The following is a 17,894-nucleotide window of genomic DNA, read 5'->3' on the forward strand; positions in this document are numbered from 1 at the left end:
GGTGGCGCGGTGCCAGGCTGGAGGCATGCAGCAGCAATCGTACGAGCGCCCCGGGACCGCGGGCGGGGCGCCCAGGGTCCTGGTCGTCGACGACGACCCGACCGTCGCCGAGGTCGTCGCCGGCTATCTGGACCGCGCCGGCTACGCGGTCGACCGCGCCGACGACGGCCCGACCGCCCTCACGCGCGCCGCCGCACACCGGCCGGACCTGGTCGTGCTCGACCTGATGCTGCCCGGCATGGACGGCCTGGAGGTGTGCCGGCGGATCCGCGGCCACGGCCCCGTGCCCGTCATCATGCTCACCGCCCGCGGTGACGAGGACGACCGGATCCTGGGCCTGGAGGTCGGTGCCGACGACTACGTCACCAAACCCTTCAGCCCTCGCGAACTCGTCCTGCGCGTCGAGTCGGTGCTGCGCCGCAGCCGTCCCGCCGCCACGGGGCACCGGCTCGGGGCGGCCGGCCTGACCGTGGAACCGGCGGCCCGCCGTGCCACCAAGAACGGCACCGAACTCGCGCTCACCCTCCGCGAGTTCGACCTGCTCTCGTTCTTCCTGCGCCACCCCGGGCGGGCGTTCGGCCGCGAGGACCTGATGCGCGAGGTCTGGGGGTGGGACTTCGGTGACCTGTCGACGGTCACCGTCCACGTCCGCCGGCTGCGCGGCAAGGTCGAGGACGACCCGGCCCGGCCCCGACTGATCCAGACCGTCTGGGGCGTGGGCTACCGCTTCGAACCCGGTGAACCCGGTGAACCCGGCGCACCTGGTGAACTCAATGCACCTGCTGCACCTGCTGCACCTGCTGCACCTGCTGCACCCGCCGCACCCGGTGAGCCCGGTGGAGGAGACGACCGACCGTGAGCGCCAACCTCCTGATCGCCCTGTACGCCTTCGCCGGTGCCGCCGTGACGGGGCTGGCCGGAGCGGGCGTACTGCGCCTGATCCGCCGCCGTTCGCTGACCGTCTCCCTCGCCGTGGTGGCGGCGGTCGGCGTCGTCGCGATGCTCGCGGGCACGCTCGCCGTCGCCTGGGCGATGTTCCTGTCGGCGCACGACCTCACCGTCGTCACCACCGTCGTCGCCATGGCGGCCGTCGTCTCCCTGGCCACCGCCCTGCTGCTGGGCCGCTGGGTCGTCGCCCGCAGCCGTGAACTCGCGGTCGCCGCGCGCTCCTTCGGCGACGGCGGGAACTTCGCGGCACCCGACGGGCCCGCCACCGCCGAACTCGCCGCGGTGAGCCGCGAGCTGGCGGCCACCAGCGCCCGGCTCGCCGAGTCCCGGGAGCGCGAACGCGCCCTGGAAGCCTCCCGACGCGAGCTCGTCGCCTGGATCTCGCACGACCTGCGCACACCGCTGGCCGGTCTGCGGGCCATGTCGGAGGCACTGGAGGACGGCGTCGCCGCCGACCCGAAGCGCTACCTCCAGCAGATGCGCACCGAGGTCGAACGCCTCAACGACATGGTCGGCGACCTCTTCGAACTGTCCCGCATCCACGCCGGGGCCCTGGCGCTGACGCCCACCCGGATCTCCCTGTACGACCTCGTCGGCGACGCCCTCGCCGGTGTCGACCCCCTCGCCCGCGAGTACGGGGTGCGGCTGATGGGCGGCCGTATCGAGCCGGTGCCGGTGGAGGTGGACGGCAAGGAGATGAGCCGCGTCCTGGGCAACCTGCTGGTGAACGCCATCCGCCGGACCCCCGCCGACGGCACGGTCGCCATCGCCGCCGAACGTTCGCCCGAGGGCGTCGTCCTGTCCGTGACCGATGCCTGTGGCGGTATTCCCGAGGAGGACCTGCCGCGCGTCTTCGACACCGGCTGGCGTGGCACGCACGCACGGACGCCTCCGGCGGGGGCGGGCCTGGGCCTCGCCATCGTCCGCGGCATCGTCGAGGCCCACCAGGGCCGGACCGGCGTACGCAACATCCCCGGGGGCTGCCGCTTCGAGGTGATGCTGCCGGCCGCCGCGTCCTGAACCCGGCTGGGGTGGCTGGTGCTGCCGGCTGCCGCGTCCTGAACCGGGCCGGGGTGGCTGGTGCTGTCGGCTGCCGCGTCTTGAACCCGGCCGCTTCGAGGTGTGCTGTCGGCTGCCGCGTGCTGAACCTGGCCGCTTCGAGGTGGTGCTGCCGGCCGCCGCGTCCTGAACCCGGCCGACGCGAGGTGGTGCCGCCGGCCGCCGCCTACCGAACCCGGCCGGATCCGGCGGGGTCACCCCTCGCGCATCCCGGCTCGCGCGAACTCCGTCATGCCCTCCGCGAAGCCGACCCCGGGCTTCCACCCCAGCTCCGTCCGCACACGCGACGAGTCCGCGGTGATGTGCCGGACGTCCCCGAGCCGGTACTCACCCGTGACGACCGGCTCGGGCCCGCCGTGGGCGGCGGCCAGCGCCCGGGCCATCTCGCCGACGGTGTGCGGGTCGCCGCTGCCGGTGTTGTAGGCGGTGACCACGCCGGGAGCGGCGGCCCGCGACTCCAGCGCCACGGCGTTCGCCGCCGCCACGTCCCGCACGTGCACGAAGTCCCGGCGCTGCCGCCCGTCCTCGAACACCCGAGGGGCCTCGCCCCGCGCGAGCGCCGAGCGGAAGAAGGAGGCGACCCCGGCGTAGGGGGTGTCCCGGGGCATGCCGGGCCCGTACACGTTGTGGTAGCGCAACGACACCGCCGACCCGCCGGTGCAGCGGGCCCACGCGGCCGCCAGATGCTCCTGGGCGAGCTTGGTCGTCGCGTACACGTTCCGCGGGTCTGCCGGGGCGTCCTCGCGGACCAGCCCGGGGGCGAGGTCCGCCCCGCACTCCGGGCACACGGGCTCGAACCGGCCCGCGTCGAGATCGGCCACCGCCCGCGGCCCCGGCCGCACCGCCCCGTGCCGTTCGCACACATACCGCCCCTCGCCGTAGACCACCATCGACCCGGCGAGCACGAGGCTCCGCACCCCCGCCTCCGCCATGGCCGCGAGCAGCACGGCCGTCCCCAGGTCGTTGTGCGAGACGTAGTCCGCCGCGTCGGCGACGCCGTCGCCGAGCCCGACCTTCGCGGCCTGGTGGCACACCGCGTCCACACCGGCCAGGGCGCGGCCCACCGCCGCAGGGTCCCGCACGTCGGCCGAGGGATCCTCCCGCACGTCGAACACGATCGCCTCGTGCCCCCGCTCCCGCAGGGCGGCGACCACGTGGGACCCGATGAACCCGGCACCGCCGGTGACCAGTACGCGCATACGGGCACGCTAGGCGCACACCGGCGCCGGCTCACGGGAGCGCGGCGGTACGTCATGACTCCGTAAGACGGGAACGGTGTGCCGAACCGCAGCAAACCGGGCCCGGCGCGAGAACCTGCCCCCATGACAGCTTCCCCCGCATCCGGCGCGGCCCACCGCTTCGACGATCTGACGGCCCTTTACATCAACTGCACCCTCAAACCGTCCCCGCAGCGCAGCCACACCCAGGGCCTGATCGACAAGAGCCGGTCGATCATGGCCGCAGCCGGTGTGACCACCGAGCTCATCCGTGCCGTCGACCACGACATCGCAACCGGCGTCTACCCCGACATGACCGAGCACGGCTTCGCCACGGACGCCTGGCCGTCGCTGTACGAGAAGGTCATGGCGGCGGACATCCTGGTCCTGGCCGGGCCGATCTGGCTCGGCGACAACAGCTCCGTCACCAAGCAGGTCATCGAGCGCCTCTACGCCTGCTCCTCGCTGCTCAACCCCCAAGGGCAGTACGCCTACTACGGCCGGGTCGGCGGCTGTCTCATCACCGGCAACGAGGACGGCATCAAGCACTGCGCGATGAACGTTCTCTACAGCCTCCAGCACCTCGGCTACACGATCCCGCCCCAGGCGGACGCGGGCTGGATCGGCGCGGCCGGCCCCGGACCCTCGTACCTGGACCCGGACTCGGGCGGCCCGGAGAACGACTTCACCAACCGCAACACGAGCTTCATGACCTGGAACCTGATGCACATCGCGGCCCTGCTGAAGCGCGCCGGAGGGGTCCCCGCCCACGGCAACCGGCGCTCGGAGTGGGACGCCGGCTGCCGCCCCGGGGCGGACAACCCCGAGCACCGCTGACCGACCGGGCCGCCGCCGAAAGGTCACTACTTTGCGCGCCGATGACGCGCGCCCGGAACCGGTGGCCCCTCTTCGCCCCACCAGGGGAAGGCCACTGTACGGGTCTCAGTCCTTACGGGGCGTGAACTCGGTCTCCTTCGCCGTGATGATCCGGGCGCCCATGTTGCGCCCCATCATCTCCAAGGCCGCGGACGCCAGATGGGGATGGATGGAGGCCACGGCGTCCTTCGGCACCGTGACGTCCAGGTGGCGGATGTGCGCGTCCAGGGCGGAGTACAGGACGCACTGCTCGGTGACCTGGCCGGTCAGGACCACGTGCCCGACGTCCAGGCTCCACAGCAGGTAGGACAGGGGAGTCTCGAAGAAGACCGAGTGGCGGGCCTTCAGCACGAACAGCGAGCGGTCGTCCGGCCGGATCGGTTCGATCAGGTGGGCGTTCGGCTGGGACAGGGCGGCGTCCAGCAGCTCTCCGTGGTGCGAGCGCCACAGTCCGAAGTTGTCGTTCACGTAGATCACGGGGGCGTCGGCCTCACGGGCCCGGCCGATCAGCTCCTTCAGGACGGGCACGACCTGCTCGACGGACGGTACGAGGAGCTCGGCGTCCTCGTGGTCGTACGTGTTGATCATGTCGATCACGATCAGAGCCGATCGTGCCGGGTCCGCGCCCCGTACCCGGCCCTCGGCCGCCTCTTCGGTGCTGTCACTCATGGGAAACGGCGGGATCGCGTCGCGGAAGAGGTCGGAACATCGGATCTCCCGGTGGAGCGTGTGGTGCGGGTTGCGCGAACGCACTGCTGAGTACCCGGCGGCGCGGTGGGGCTAACAACCCGCCGACGACCCGTCCGGACGTCCTCAGCCCGTGGTGACGGCGTCGCGGTGCCCACTGGGGATCATGGGCCGCCCTGAAAGCCCCGTGCGTTCCCCTGCGGAGTCGCGGCCAGAACCTGTCCGCAAGCCCCGCTACCGTGCATCGCATGACGAACACCAAGCGGAGCGTCACCGGCACGGCACCCCTGCTCGGCGCGCGTGCCCTCAACCGGGCCACCCTCGACCGGCAGTTGCTGCTGCGACCCGCCCGGCTCTCCGTCGCGGCGGCCGTCGAGCACCTGCTCGGGCTCCAGGCGCAGAACGTCAGGCCGCCGTATTACGCCCTCGCCGCCCGGCTCGACGGGTTCGCCCCCGAGGCGTTGTCCCGGCTGATGGCCGGCCGCGAGGTTGTCCGGATCGTCACGATGCGCTCCACCATCCACACCCACACCGCGGACGACTGCCTCACCCTGCGGCCCCTGGTGCAGCCCGCCCGCGACCGGGAGCTCGTCACCTTCCGCAAGGGACTCGCCGGGGTCGACCTGGACCGGCTCGCCGCGCTCGCCCGCGACCTCGTCGAGACCGAGCCCCGCACCATGACGCAGCTGCGCGAGGCCCTGCTCCGGGAGTGGCCCGACGCCGATCCGCAGGCCCTGGCCGTCGCCGCCCGCTGCCGCCTCCCGCTGGTGCAGGTGACGCCCCGCGGGCTGTGGGAGCGCAGCGGGCAGGTTCGTCTCACCACCGCCGAGCACTGGCTCGGCCGGCCCGCGCAACCGGCCCCCGCGCCCGACGCGGTCGTCCTGCGCTATCTCGCCGCCTTCGGCCCGGCCTCGGTGAAGGACATGCAGGCCTGGGCCGGCATGACCCGCCTGCGCGACGCCTTCGAACGTCTCCGGCCGCGGCTCGTGACCTTCCGGGACGAAGCCGGCGTCGAGCTCTTCGACCTCCCCGACGCCCCTCGCCCCGACCCGGACACCCCTGCGCCGCCGCGTTTCCTGCCCGAGTTCGACAACCTGCTGCTCTCGCACGCCGACCGCGGCCGCGTCGTCCCGCCCGAGTACCGGGGCCGCTCGTGGAAGGGCAACATGGCCTACCGCACGCTCCTCGTCGACGGCTTCCTCGCGGGGCTGTGGCGGCTGGAGGAGGACGCGCTCGTGATCGAGCCCTTCGACCGCCTCACCCGCACGCAGCAGGACGAGGTCACCGCCGAGGGGGAGCGGATGCTGCACGTCATGCACCCGGGGTCGTCGCGCGACGTCCGATTCGGCGTGGTACGGACCTGACGCGCCTCGCGACATGGAAAGGGGGCGTTGCGGGCCGCTCGTGGAGGCCCGCAACGCCCCCTGGTCATTCACCTGAGGGGTACTCAGGAGTCAGCGTGTGGTCACGATTTGACCTGCGTCGTGACCAGGTTGGAGAAGGTGGTCAGCCGGGTGTAGACACCCGGGTAACCGGCCTGGGCGCAGCCCTCGCCCCAGGAAGTGATGCCTGCCAGGACGCCCCCGATGAGCAGGGGGCCGCCGCTGTCGCCCTGGCAGGTGTCCACGCCGCCGGAGGTGTATCCGGCGCACACCATGTCGCTCTTCACGTAGTCGGAGCCGTAGGAGCTACCGCAGCTGGAGTCGGACACGGTCGGTACGGTCGCGGTGCGCAGCTGGTTGGAGGAGCTGCCGTTCGAGGCGGTGGTGCCCCAGCCGAGGATGCGGGCGGTGGTGCCGGCCGCGTACACCGAGGTCTGGGAGGCGGAGACGTACTTCGCCGGGGTGTACGGCATGGACGTCGACAGCGTCAGCACGGCCACGTCGTCACCGTTGCTGACGTCGGTGTAGCTCGGGTGGATCCATATCTTGCTGACTCTGCTGACCGTGCCGTTGGTGCCGTTGAGGTAGGTGCGGCCTCCCACGACGCGCACGCTGCCGGTGGTCTCGCCGGCCATGCAGTGCGCGGCGGTGACGACCTTCGTGGGCGAGACCAGCGTGCCGCCGCAGAACTGGTTCTGCGAGGCGTCCGTGATCTGCATGACGAACGGGTACGCGGACGTCGTGGTCGTGGTGCCCCCGACGATCGGCTGGGGCGCGGCGACGGCCGAGGGGGCGGCGAGCAGCGCGGTCGTGGCGGCGGCGGTCGCCGCGGCAACGGCGGCAAGCTTCTTGGCAGCGTTGAGCCCGAACATGGGTCTCCTTGGGGAGTTGCCGGTGGGGGGTCGCGCGGGTGGTGGAGCACGGGGACCCTGACGCCTTTGTTCGGATCTCCGTGTGCCCGGCGAGCGGCACGCCCCAAAGTTAGAGCCCCGCGGGGGGCGGCCCCAATGAGGGAACCCCCTAAGGGAGTTGGGCAGGGATAACCCTCGGTCGGGCCCCGCAAACCCAGGTGGGTCAGGTCGGGCGGCGGCCGGCGGCCAGCCGGACGATGTCCACCCGGGAACGGATCCCGAGCTTGCGGTAGACCCGGGTGAGGGTCGCCTCGACCGTCTTGACGCTGATGAACAGGCGGGCCGCGATCTCCCGGTTGGTCGCGCCCTCCATCACCAGCGAGGCGACCTGACGCTCCATCGCGGCGAGACCCTCCAGCGCGTCCAGGGCGACCGGCGGCGCGGTGGCGGCCGGTGCCACCGCGGTGGGTCCTGCGGTGGCGGCCGCGTCGACCTGTCGCAGCCAGGGCAGCGCGCGGCAACGCCGGAACAGCCGCGCGGCCTCGTCGTACGACGCCGTTCCCGGCAGCGGCCTGGCCCCCGGGCGGGGGGCGGCGGCCGCCTGGGCGCGCAGGCGGGCCAGGGCGAAGGCGGCCCGGGCCTCCTCCAGGCCGTATCCGAGCCGCCCGAGCCGGTCCTGCACGGACGTCAACCGGACGAGGGCGGCCTCGTGTTCGCCCCGTGCGGCCCGCACCAGCGCCTCGGCCCGGTCCAGGACGGCCAGTACGCTCTGCCGGCCCAGCCGCAGCGCGTGCGCCCGGGTGGTGTCGATGACGTCCTGGGCCTCGGCCGGCTCGCCGATGCGGACCAGGGCCTCGGCGAGGTCGCCGTGCCAGCGGCCCCGCCCCGGGTCGTTGATGCCGAGACCCTGCTCCAGCTCCCGGACCCGGCGCAGGGAGCGGACGGTGGCGGCCGGGTCGCCGGCCACCAACTGGGCGTAGCCCAGCGCCGCGAGGGCCCGGGACAGGTACATCTGGTCACCGTCGACCTCCGCGTGGTCCGCCGCCTCCCGGGCGAGGGCCAGGGCCCGGTCGACGTCCCCTGCCGAGGCCTCCGCGAGGGAGGCGAGCATGGCCGAGGCGCCCTCGCCGATCCCGGAGTCCCGGGCCAGCCGCAGACTCTCCCGGGCCAGGTCCAGGGCCCGGCCGCAGTGCCCGGAGCGCAGCTCGGTGTCGGCGAGGAAGCGCAGGAAGTGCACCTCGCTCTCGACCATGCCGCGCCGCCGTACCTCGCGCAGCAGCGCGGTGATGGTCGCCCGCGCCTCGGGCAGCTGGTCGCTCATGATCAGCCAGCGGAAGCGGGCCGACCCGGCGCCGTTGTGATGGCAGGCCACGTAGGGGTCCTGGGGCTCCTTGAGGGCCCGTTTGACGGTCACGGGGGCGTCCGGATGGCCCATCAGGGTCTCGGTGGAGGCCTGGAAGGACAGTGCCATCAGCTCGGTGCGCCGGTCCCCGCCCCGTGCGGCCAGCTCCGCCGCGTGCGCGGCCTCCTGCCGGGCCTCGGCGAAATCGCCCTCGACGACCAGGCCCCGCCAGGCCAGCTGGTAGTGGACCTGGGCGAGCAGGCACGGGTCGTCACCGGCGTCGGCCAGGACCTGCGGGAAGACGGCGTCGACCTCGCCGAGGGCCTGGCCGGCCGCCTCGATGACCACCATCCAGGCCCGGACCCGCTCGGCCGGCACGGTGGCACGCGTCAGTACGTCGCGTGCGATGTCCCGGGCGAGATCGGCCTCACCGGCGGTGATCGCGTCCTCCGCGGCCTGCAGACGCCGCTCGTCGGGGCCGGGAGCGCTGTCGGCCGGGGTGTGCCGGGCGGACAGCAGCCCGAGCGAGGCGGCGACGGACGGGGCCCCGCGGTCCCGGGCCAGTGCCCCGGCCTCGGCGAGCCGTGTCGCGACCTCCGGGTCGGTGCCGGTGGTCGCCAGGGCCAGGTGCCGGGCCCGCTCGATGGGGTCGGAGGCCGCCGTGGACAGCGCCGCGTGCACGGCCCGCCGCTCCTGCGCCGGGGCCTCCGCGTAGAGCGCGGCCGAGATCAGCGGATGCGCGAACCGCAGGGCCGGCGCCTCGGGGTCCGTGGCCAGCAGCCCCAGGGCCGCCGCCTGGGCCGTCTCGGCCTCGGCGTGCTCCCGCCCGGCCGCGTGCAGCAGCGCCACGGTGGGACGGGCACCGGCGCTGGCCACGAGGAGGGTGCGGCGCGCCTCGTCGGACAGCATCTCCAGCCGGCTCAGCACCAGGGCGCGCAGCGACGTGGGCACCGGCAGCGGTTCGCCCGGCCGGGGCCGGGTGGGGCTCTCGGCCAGGGCGCGGCCCAGTTCCAGCGCGAAGAGCGGGTTGCCGCCGCTGGTGCGGTGGATGTCGCGGATGGTGGACCGCGACAGGGGCGTGTAGCCGCGGTTGTCCAGCAGCGCGGAGACCTGCGTGCGGGTCAGCGGGCCCAGCCGGACCGCGAGGGTGTCCGGCGGGGACGCGGGCAGGTGACGGTCGTACTCCTGGCCCTCGGTCCGCACCGCGCACAGCATCTGCACGGGAGTGTCCCCCAGCCGGCGGGCCGCGAAGCCGAGCAGTTCCGCACTGGCGGCGTCCAGCCACTGCAGATCGTCGGCGACCACGAGCACCGGGCCCTTCGCGGCCAGGGCGCGCAGCGCCGACAGCACCGCCAGCCGCAGCGCGAGCCCGTCCCGCTGGAGCGTGGACTCGCCGCGGCCGGTCAGCGCCGACTCCAGTGCCGTGCGCTGGGCGCCGGGCAGCGCACCGGACACGTCGTCCAGGACCAGCCCGAACAGATCGGCCAGCGCCAGGAACGGCAGGTGGGATTCCGACTCGGTCGCCGAGCAGCGCAACACCGTCCGGTCCGCGCCGCCGTAATCCGCGGCCAGCGCCCGCAGGACGGTCGACTTTCCAATTCCGGCCGGGCCGTGGAGCAGCACACTGCCCCCTCGGCCGAGCTGTTCACGCGCCGACGCGAACAGCTCCTCCCGGCCGATGACCTGGTCGGGGCGGCTCCTGGGAGGCTCCTGGAAGTCCCGTCGTGCGGTCACCGCTCCCCTCCCTGTGTCGTGTCCTGGCCAATATTAGGCAACAGTTCTTTGAATTTCGGAGGGACGACCTCGTGAGGGAAATAACAACATGTGACGGCGGGAGAATTCTCCGGACTCCCGAATGCCCCGGAAGACGGGGTCGGCGCCCTCTCGGGGACCCCTCGGCCCAGCGCTCGTGCAGGCATCAGAGAAATCACCACAAACCTACGGCAACCACCCCGCTCGGCGCGCGGCGACCACGGCCTCACCACGGGTGCGGGCCCGCAGCTTCCGCATGGCCGACCGCAGGTACCCCTTGACGGTCTCCGGCGTCACGCCCAGCCGCTCCGCGGTGACCGCGTTCGTCGCCCCCGCCGCGACGCACGCCAGCACGTCCACCTCGCGCGGCGCGAGCCGGACCCGGGGCGGCCCGGCCGACTCGTCCGTCAGCAGCGCACACGCGCCGAGCAACTCCGCGCGCAACTCCGGGTCCGCGATCCGCGTGGCCAGTGCCCGCAGGGCCGCGTGCGCCTCGCGTACCCGCTCCCACCCCGGCCCCGCCCCGGCTGCGGCGGCCAGGGTGCGGGCCTCGTCCCGGACGGCCAGCGCCCGCTCCACGTCCCGCGCCGCCTCCACTGCCGCGTCCAGCATCCGCCCGCCCAGCGGCAGGGCCGTGCGCAGCGCCCCGTACAGCACCCCGCGCACCCGGTGCCGCACCACCACCGGCACGGCCAGCACCGAGCGCAGCCCCTCCGCGCCGACCGGCGCGTCGTACTCGTGGCTGATCTGCCGTGACACCGAGTAGTCGGTCACCACGCACGGCCGGGCCAGCGCGACCGTCTTGCCGCCCAGACCGGTGCCGGGCGTCACCACCAGCGACCGCAGGGCGTGCGTCGCCGTGCCGCTCAGTTCGCTGATGCGCATCTGCTGCCCGGCCTCCATCAGGCCGCCGAAGGCGACGGGCAGACCGGTCCCCCGGCGCAGCCGCAGCAGCGCATCGCGTATCTCGACCGCGTCGGACGCGTCCGTCGTCACCTGATCGCCCCTTCACTACGGCTCCTGTGCGGGCGCACCCCCCGTTCGGGGGTAGTGAGACCTGCATCACGGATTACACGATGGCTCAGAGCCGCCCGGCAATGGTCCGGCACCCAGGAGGACAGATGACATCGGCGACGGAGCTGTTCCGCGACGCGCGGGATTTCCTGCTCGAACACCGCGAGGACTACCCGACCGCCTACGAGGGCTTCCGCTGGCCCCGGCCCGAGTACTTCAACTGGGCGCTCGACTGGTTCGACGAGATCGCCGACGGCAACGCCCGCACCGCCCTGCACCTCGTCGAGGAGGACGGCCGTGAGACCCGGCTGTCCTTCGGGGAGATGTCGGTGCGTTCGGCCCAGTTCGCCACCTGGCTGCGGGAACGGGGCGTGCGCGCCGAGGACCGGATCCTCGTCATGCTCGGCAACCAGGCCGAACTGTGGATCACCGCCCTCGCCGCGATGAAACTGCGCGCGGTGGTCATCCCGGCCACCCCGCTGCTCGGCCCGGCCGACCTGCGCGACCGCGTCGAGCGCGGCCGGGTCCGGCACGTCATCGCGCGCCCGGAGGACACCGGGAAGTTCGCCGAGGTCCCCGGCGACTACACGCGCATCGCCGCGACCGCCGCCGGCGCGGTGCCGGACGGCTGGCTGCCGCTGGACGACGCCTACGAGGCCTCCGCCGACTTCACCCCCGACGGCCCGACCCGGGCCGACGACCCGCTGATGCTCTACTTCACCTCGGGCACCACCGCCCGGCCCAAGCTCGTCGAGCACACCCACACGTCGTACCCGATCGGCCACCTGTCGACCATGTACTGGATCGGCCTGAAACCCGGCGACGTGCATCTGAACATCTCCTCACCCGGCTGGGCCAAGCACGCCTGGTCCAATCTCTTCGCCCCGTGGAACGCCGAGGCGACGGTCTTCCTGCACAACTACACGCGTTTCGACGCCGCTCGTCTCATGACCGAGATGGACCGGGCGGGCGTCACCACGTTCTGCGCCCCGCCGACCGTGTGGCGCATGCTCATCCAGGCCGACCTGACGCAGCTGCGCACCCCGCCCCGCGAGGTCGTCGCGGCCGGCGAGCCGCTCAACCCGGAGGTCATCGAGCAGGTCCGCCGGGCCTGGCACCGCACCATCCGGGACGGCTTCGGCCAGACCGAGACGGCCGTCCAGGTCGCCAACAGCCCGGGCCAGCCGCTCAAGACCGGCTCGATGGGACGGCCGAGCCCCGGTTACCGCGTCGAACTCCTCGACCCCGTGTCCGGCGCGCCGGGCGCGGCGGAGGGCGAGATCGCGCTGGACCTGTCCGACCGGCCCGTCGGGCTGATGACCGGCTACCACGGCGACGCGGACCGCACGGCCGAGGCGATGGCCGGCGGCTACTACCGCACGGGCGACGTCGCCTCCAGGGACGACGAGGGGTATCTGACGTACATCGGCCGCAGCGACGACGTCTTCAAGGCCTCCGACTACAAGATCAGCCCGTTCGAGCTGGAGAGCGCGCTGCTGGAGCACGAGGCGGTCGCCGAGGCGGCGGTCGTGCCCGCCCCCGACGAGCTGCGGCTGGCCGTCCCCAAGGCGTACGTCGTGCTGGCCGAGGGCTGGCAGCCCGGCCCCGGCACCGCCAGGGTCCTCTTCGAGCACTCCCGCGAGGCCCTGGCCCCCTACAAGCGCATCCGCCGCCTGGAGTTCGGCGACCTGCCCAAGACCGTCTCCGGCAAGATCCGCCGGATCGAGCTGCGTGAGGCCACGGCGGCCGGGTCGGACGCCGAGTACCGCGAGGAGGACTTCCGGTGAACTCCTACAGCCACGGCACCAGCGCGACGGCGCTGCTCGGCGACACCATCGGGGCCAATCTGGACCGGGCCGTGGCGGCCTGGCCGGACCGCGAGGCCCTGGTCGACGTGCCCTCCGGACGGCGCTGGACCTACGCCGAGTTCGGCGCGGCGGTCGACGAGCTCGCCTCCGCCCTGCACGCCTCCGGCGTCGCCAAGGGCGACCGGGTGGGCATCTGGGCCGTCAACTGCCCCGAGTGGGTGCTCGTCCAGTACGCCACCGCCCGCCTCGGCGCGATCATGGTGAACATCAACCCGGCGTACCGCACCCACGAGGTGGAGTACGTCCTGAAGCAGGCCGGCGTGTCCCTGCTGTTCGCCTCCCTGCGGCACAAGACGAGCGACTACCGGGCGATGGTCGGACAAGTCCGAGGCGGACTGCCGGAGTTGCGGGAGGTGGTCTACTTCGGCGACCCCGGCTGGGAGGCGCTGCTGGAGAGGGCGACCCCCGACGCCGGCTACGAGGAGCTCTCCTGCGACGACCCCATCAACATCCAGTACACCTCGGGCACGACCGGCTTCCCGAAGGGCGCGACCCTCTCCCACCACAACATCCTCAACAACGGTTACTTCGTGGGTGAGTCGATCGCCTGCACCGAGCAGGACAGGATCTGCATCCCCGTCCCCTTCTACCACTGCTTCGGCATGGTCATGGGGAATCTGGCCGCCACTTCGCACGGCGCCTGCATGGTCATCCCGGCCCCGTCCTTCGACCCGAAGGCCACCCTGGAGGCGGTCCAGCAGGAGCGCTGCACGTCCCTCTACGGCGTCCCGACGATGTTCATCGCGGAGCTGAACCTCCCCGACTTCGCCTCCTACGACCTGTCCTCCCTGCGCACCGGCATCATGGCGGGCTCGCCCTGCCCGGTGGAGGTGATGAAACGGGTGGTCGCCGAGATGCACATGGCGGAGGTGTCCATCTGTTACGGCATGACCGAGACGTCCCCGGTGTCACTGCAGACCCGGCGGGACGACGACCTGGAGCACCGCACCGGCACGGTCGGCCGGGTCCTGCCGCACATCGAGGTCAAGGTGGTCGATCCGGCGACGGGCGTCACGCAACCGCGTGGAAAAGCAGGCGAGTTGTGCACCCGCGGCTACAGCGTGATGCTCGGCTACTGGAACGAGCCCGAGAAGACCGCCGAATCCGTCGACGCGGGCCGCTGGATGCACACCGGGGACCTCGCCGTCATGCGCGAGGACGGCTACGTCGAGATCGTCGGCCGCATCAAGGACATGATCATCCGGGGCGGGGAGAACATCTACCCCCGCGAGATCGAGGAGTTCCTCTACGGGCATCCGAAGATCCAGGACGTCCAGGTCGTCGGCGTCCCGCACGAGCGCTACGGCGAGGAGGTGCTGGCCTGCGTCATCGCCCGCGACCCGGCGGACCCGCCCACCCCGGAGGAGCTGCGGGCCTTCTGCGAGGGGCAGTTGGCGCATTACAAGATCCCGGCCCGGGTGCGGATCCTGGAGTCCTTCCCGATGACGGTGTCCGGGAAGGTCCGCAAGGTGGAGCTGCGGGAGAGGTTCGCCGACGGCTGAGGGGTGTGCATGTCACAGCGGCGCGCGCATGCACACCCGTGGCCAGAGGTCGAGGACGTGTGCCGCCTCCGCCGCGCGGATCTCGCGGAGGCCGGGCGTGAGGTCCGCCCCGGCCAGGGGCCGGAAGCCGAGGCGGGCGTAGTACGGGGCGTTCCACGGGACCTCCGCGAAGGTGGTCAGCGTCAGGGACGTCAGGCCCTCCTCGCGGGCGCGGCCGGCGGCGTGGGTCAGCAGGGCGCGTCCGATGCCCTGGCGTGCGGCGCTCGGGTGGACCGAGACCTGCTCGATGTGCAGGGCGCCGTCGACGGGTTCGGCGAGGAGGTAGGCGACCGGCCGGTCCCGCTGGTCGGCGGCGACCCAGCAGCGGCCCGCCCGGCGGTAGCGCTCCAGTTGGTCCAGGGCGGGCGGTTCGTCGTCGGCGATCTCCGGCATGCCGAGGTCGCGGAAGGGGGCGCCGGCGGCCCGTTCGATGTCCTGCAGAGCGGGGAGTTCGGCCGGGGTCGCGAGGCGGATGCGCATGCGGTGAGTATGCGGTGCGCGGGATCGGTCAGGGGGCCCGGTTCCCGGCGCCGGAGGCAGCCAGGGCGTCGGCCGGGGCGTTCACCGGCCGCGGTGTGCCGGTGAGGTCGAGGACGAACAGGGCGACACCCAGGGTGTCGGCGCGGGCCCGGGCGTCGTCCGCGTACCCGGCGAGGGAGAAGTAGAGGCCCTCCACGGACTCCGTCATGGCCGTCAGCCAGAGGCATTCGACGTCCCGCAGGGTCGCCGGGCGTACGGCCGGATCCACCTGCGCGACGACACCGCGGGCGGCGAGTCCGATGCCGGAGGGCGGACGCTGGTCGGCCCTGCGGACACCCCGGTAGCCGAGCCAGCGCAGGTACAGGGCGGTGGCCGTGACGGCATCGCGCGCCGTACGGATCGTGACGGAGGGGAAAGGGGGCCGGGCGGCCGGGGTGGCGCGCCGGACCGTGTCGGCCTGCGGGGCCGGAGTGACCTCGGCGCCGGGCGTGCCGTCACTGTCGGCAGCGCTCTCTCCGTCCTCCACCACCGCCACCCGCAACACCACCCCGCACGCGCACCCCACCTCGGGGCGCGGCCATTCGCCGCGCCGCCCGCAGGAGCCGCACCGCACCGTCACCCAGTCGTCCTGCCAGGTCCGGTGCGAGACGGGCGTCGCCGTGCCGTCCCGGTCCAGGCGCGGGGCGACCGGCGCGCCGCACACGCACGGGTACGCCGGTGTCGTGCAGCGGTGCTCGCGGCGGCAGGCAGGGCAGCGCACCGCGACGGTCTCGGACATGGCACTCCAGAACCGTGTCGTAGCGGGACGGCGTGCCCATCGTGCCCCCTCCGGCCCCGCCCTGTCCGGTGCTTTCCGTCTCTTGACGCCCTTCGCCCACCCCGCATACATTCATTCCAGATCGTAGAAAACAATTTCCACAATACGGAAGAGCTCACCGCGGGGGCGCGACGGGAGTGCGAATCCGACAGCCGAAGCAGGAGTACTCGATGGCTCGAATGACCGCTGCCCGCGCGGCAGTTGAGATCCTCAAGCGCGAGGGCGTCACCGACGCGTTCGGTGTCCCCGGCGCGGCGATCAACCCGTTCTACGCGGCGCTCAAGGCCTCCGGCGGCATCGCCCACACCCTCGCCCGGCACGTCGAGGGCGCCTCGCACATGGCCGAGGGCTACACCCGCACCCACCCGGGCAACATCGGCGTCTGCATCGGCACCTCGGGCCCGGCCGGCACCGACATGATCACGGGCCTGTACTCCGCGACCGGCGACTCGATCCCGATCCTGTGCATCACGGGCCAGGCCCCGACCGGTGTGATCCACAAGGAGGACTTCCAGGCCGTCGACATCGCCTCCATCGCCAAGCCGGTCACGAAGATGGCCGTCACGGTGCTGGAGGCGGCGCAGGTCCCGGGCGTCTTCCAGCAGGCCTTCCACCTCATGCGCTCCGGCCGCCCCGGCCCGGTCCTCATCGACCTGCCGATCGACGTCCAGCTGACGGAGATCGAGTTCGACCCGGAGACGTACGAGCCGCTCCCGGTCTACAAGCCCGCCGCGACCCGCGCCCAGATCGAGAAGGCCATCGGGATGCTGAACGCCTCCGAGCGGCCGCTGATCGTCGCGGGCGGCGGCATCATCAACGCCGACGCCGCCGAACTCCTCGCTGAGTTCGCCGAACTGACGGGCACTCCGGTCGTCCCGACCCTGATGGGCTGGGGCCTGCTGCCCGACGACCACGAGCTGAACGCCGGCATGGTGGGCCTGCAGACCTCGCACCGCTACGGCAACGCGACCTTCCTGGAGTCCGACTTCGTCCTCGGCATCGGCAACCGCTGGGCCAACCGCCACACTGGCAAGCTCGACGTCTACACGGCCGGGCGGACATTCGTCCACGTCGACATCGAGCCCACCCAGATCGGCAGGATCTTCGCCCCGGACTACGGCATCGCCTCGGACGCCAAGGCGGCCCTCGAGCTGTTCGTGGAGGTCGCCAGGGAGCTGAAGGCGGCCGGGAAACTGCCCGACCGCTCCGCGTGGGCCGCCTCCGCGCAGGAGCGCAAGGCGACCCTCCAGCGCCGTACGCACTTCGACGACATTCCGATCAAGCCGCAGCGCGTCTACGAGGAGATGAACAAGGCCTTCGGCCCGGAGACCCGGTACGTCTCCACCATCGGCCTCTCGCAGATCGCCGGCGCGCAGATGCTGCACGTGTACCGGCCCCGGCACTGGATCAACTGCGGCCAGGCCGGCCCGCTCGGCTGGACCATCCCGGCCGCGCTTGGCGTGGCCAAGGCCGACCCGGAGGCCTCGGTCGTCGCCCTCTCCGGCGACTACGACTTCCAGTTCATGCTGGAGGAACTGGCCGTCGGCGCGCAGCACCGGATCCCGTACGTCCACGTCCTGGTGAACAACTCCTACCTGGGCCTGATCCGCCAGGCGCAGCGGGCGTTCGAGATCGACTTCCAGGTCAACCTGGAGTTTGAGAACCTCAACTCCCCGGAGATCGGCGTCTACGGCGTCGACCACGTCAAGGTCGCCGAGGGCCTCGGCTGCAAGGCGATCCGCGTCACCGACCCGGCCGAGCTGGGTGCCGCCTTCGAGCAGGCCAGGAAGCTCGCCGCGGAGTACCGGGTCCCGGTCGTCGTCGAGGCGATCCTGGAACGCGTCACCAACATCTCCATGTCGACGACCAACGACATCGGCAACGTCGTGGAGTTCGAGGAGACCGCCACGGAGCCGGGCCACGCGCCGACGTCGATCACACCGCTGAAGGCCTGAGACCCACGCGGCAGGAGGGGCGGCCCGGCTCCGTGGCGGTCTCCTCGAACTCCACGACGTTGCCGATGTCGTTGGTCGTCGACAGGGAGATGTTGGTGACGCGTT

At 72.6% G+C, this 17,894-nt stretch carries 14 protein-coding genes; 7 read left to right on the forward strand and 7 right to left on the reverse strand.

What is annotated here, in order from left to right:
- Window positions 1-25 precede the first annotated feature (25 nt).
- Both AB0937_RS27780 and AB0937_RS27785 read left to right on the forward strand, forming a co-directional pair.
- A complete protein-coding gene (locus tag AB0937_RS27780) occupies window positions 26-859 on the forward strand; it encodes a response regulator transcription factor (protein ID WP_366715195.1) in 834 nt (277 codons plus the stop codon).
- Window positions 856-1,968 carry a HAMP domain-containing sensor histidine kinase gene (locus tag AB0937_RS27785; protein WP_366715197.1) on the forward strand — a complete coding sequence of 371 codons (1,113 nt, stop codon included), beginning with the start codon at window positions 856-858 and terminating at the stop codon, window positions 1,966-1,968. The genes AB0937_RS27780 and AB0937_RS27785 overlap by 4 nt, the downstream gene beginning before the upstream one ends.
- A gap of 233 nt (window positions 1,969-2,201) precedes the next feature.
- Here the strand turns inward: AB0937_RS27785 and AB0937_RS27790 are convergent, their stop codons facing one another.
- On the reverse strand, window positions 2,202-3,206 hold the full coding sequence (locus tag AB0937_RS27790) for an NAD-dependent epimerase/dehydratase family protein (RefSeq protein WP_366715199.1): 1,005 nt from the start codon (window positions 3,204-3,206) through the stop codon (window positions 2,202-2,204).
- Between the two features lie 123 nt (window positions 3,207-3,329).
- Here AB0937_RS27790 and AB0937_RS27795 point away from each other — a divergent pair, with 123 nt between their 5' ends.
- Window positions 3,330-4,061, forward strand: coding sequence for a flavodoxin family protein (locus tag AB0937_RS27795; RefSeq protein ID WP_366715201.1), 732 nt, complete (start codon window positions 3,330-3,332; stop codon window positions 4,059-4,061).
- 105 nt (window positions 4,062-4,166) lie between these two features.
- On the opposite strand, the gene AB0937_RS27800 is transcribed toward AB0937_RS27795, so the two are convergent.
- The gene (locus AB0937_RS27800) at window positions 4,167-4,769 is read right to left on the reverse strand and encodes an isochorismatase family cysteine hydrolase (protein WP_366715202.1); all 603 of its coding nucleotides are present in this window, start codon (window positions 4,767-4,769) and stop codon (window positions 4,167-4,169) included.
- Between the two features lie 266 nt (window positions 4,770-5,035).
- Here AB0937_RS27800 and AB0937_RS27805 point away from each other — a divergent pair, with 266 nt between their 5' ends.
- Complete coding sequence (locus AB0937_RS27805; RefSeq protein ID WP_366715204.1) at window positions 5,036-6,151, forward strand: winged helix DNA-binding domain-containing protein; 1,116 nt, start codon at window positions 5,036-5,038, stop codon at window positions 6,149-6,151.
- 101 nt (window positions 6,152-6,252) lie between these two features.
- On the opposite strand, the gene AB0937_RS27810 is transcribed toward AB0937_RS27805, so the two are convergent.
- The 3 genes from AB0937_RS27810 to AB0937_RS27820 form a co-directional block, all read right to left on the reverse strand.
- A complete protein-coding gene (locus AB0937_RS27810) occupies window positions 6,253-7,041 on the reverse strand; it encodes a serine protease (protein WP_366715206.1) in 789 nt (262 codons plus the stop codon).
- A gap of 202 nt (window positions 7,042-7,243) precedes the next feature.
- Window positions 7,244-10,096 (reverse strand): AAA family ATPase, encoded by a 2,853-nt coding sequence (locus AB0937_RS27815; RefSeq protein WP_366715208.1) that lies wholly within the window; start codon window positions 10,094-10,096, stop codon window positions 7,244-7,246.
- A gap of 204 nt (window positions 10,097-10,300) precedes the next feature.
- Window positions 10,301-11,110, reverse strand: coding sequence for a helix-turn-helix transcriptional regulator (locus tag AB0937_RS27820; RefSeq protein ID WP_366715210.1), 810 nt, complete (start codon window positions 11,108-11,110; stop codon window positions 10,301-10,303).
- 125 nt (window positions 11,111-11,235) lie between these two features.
- Between AB0937_RS27820 and AB0937_RS27825 the strand changes: the two genes are divergently transcribed.
- The gene (locus AB0937_RS27825) at window positions 11,236-12,915 is read left to right on the forward strand and encodes an AMP-binding protein (RefSeq protein WP_366715212.1); all 1,680 of its coding nucleotides are present in this window, start codon (window positions 11,236-11,238) and stop codon (window positions 12,913-12,915) included.
- Complete coding sequence (locus tag AB0937_RS27830; RefSeq protein ID WP_366715214.1) at window positions 12,912-14,498, forward strand: AMP-binding protein; 1,587 nt, start codon at window positions 12,912-12,914, stop codon at window positions 14,496-14,498. The genes AB0937_RS27825 and AB0937_RS27830 overlap by 4 nt, the downstream gene beginning before the upstream one ends.
- A 12-nt stretch (window positions 14,499-14,510) precedes the next feature.
- Here the strand turns inward: AB0937_RS27830 and AB0937_RS27835 are convergent, their stop codons facing one another.
- A complete protein-coding gene (locus AB0937_RS27835) occupies window positions 14,511-15,017 on the reverse strand; it encodes a GNAT family N-acetyltransferase (protein WP_366715216.1) in 507 nt (168 codons plus the stop codon).
- A 28-nt stretch (window positions 15,018-15,045) separates the two neighbouring features.
- On the reverse strand, window positions 15,046-15,795 hold the full coding sequence (locus AB0937_RS27840; RefSeq protein WP_366715218.1) for a hypothetical protein: 750 nt from the start codon (window positions 15,793-15,795) through the stop codon (window positions 15,046-15,048).
- Window positions 15,796-16,004: 209 nt separating this feature from the next.
- On the opposite strand from AB0937_RS27840, the gene gcl reads away from it, so the two are divergent.
- The gene (gene gcl, locus AB0937_RS27845; RefSeq protein ID WP_366715220.1) at window positions 16,005-17,789 is read left to right on the forward strand and encodes a glyoxylate carboligase; all 1,785 of its coding nucleotides are present in this window, start codon (window positions 16,005-16,007) and stop codon (window positions 17,787-17,789) included.
- The last annotated feature ends 105 nt before the right edge of the window (window positions 17,790-17,894 follow it).

Source organism: Streptomyces sp. NPDC047880 (genome assembly GCF_040706515.1).
Taxonomy (GTDB): domain Bacteria; phylum Actinomycetota; class Actinomycetes; order Streptomycetales; family Streptomycetaceae; genus Streptomyces.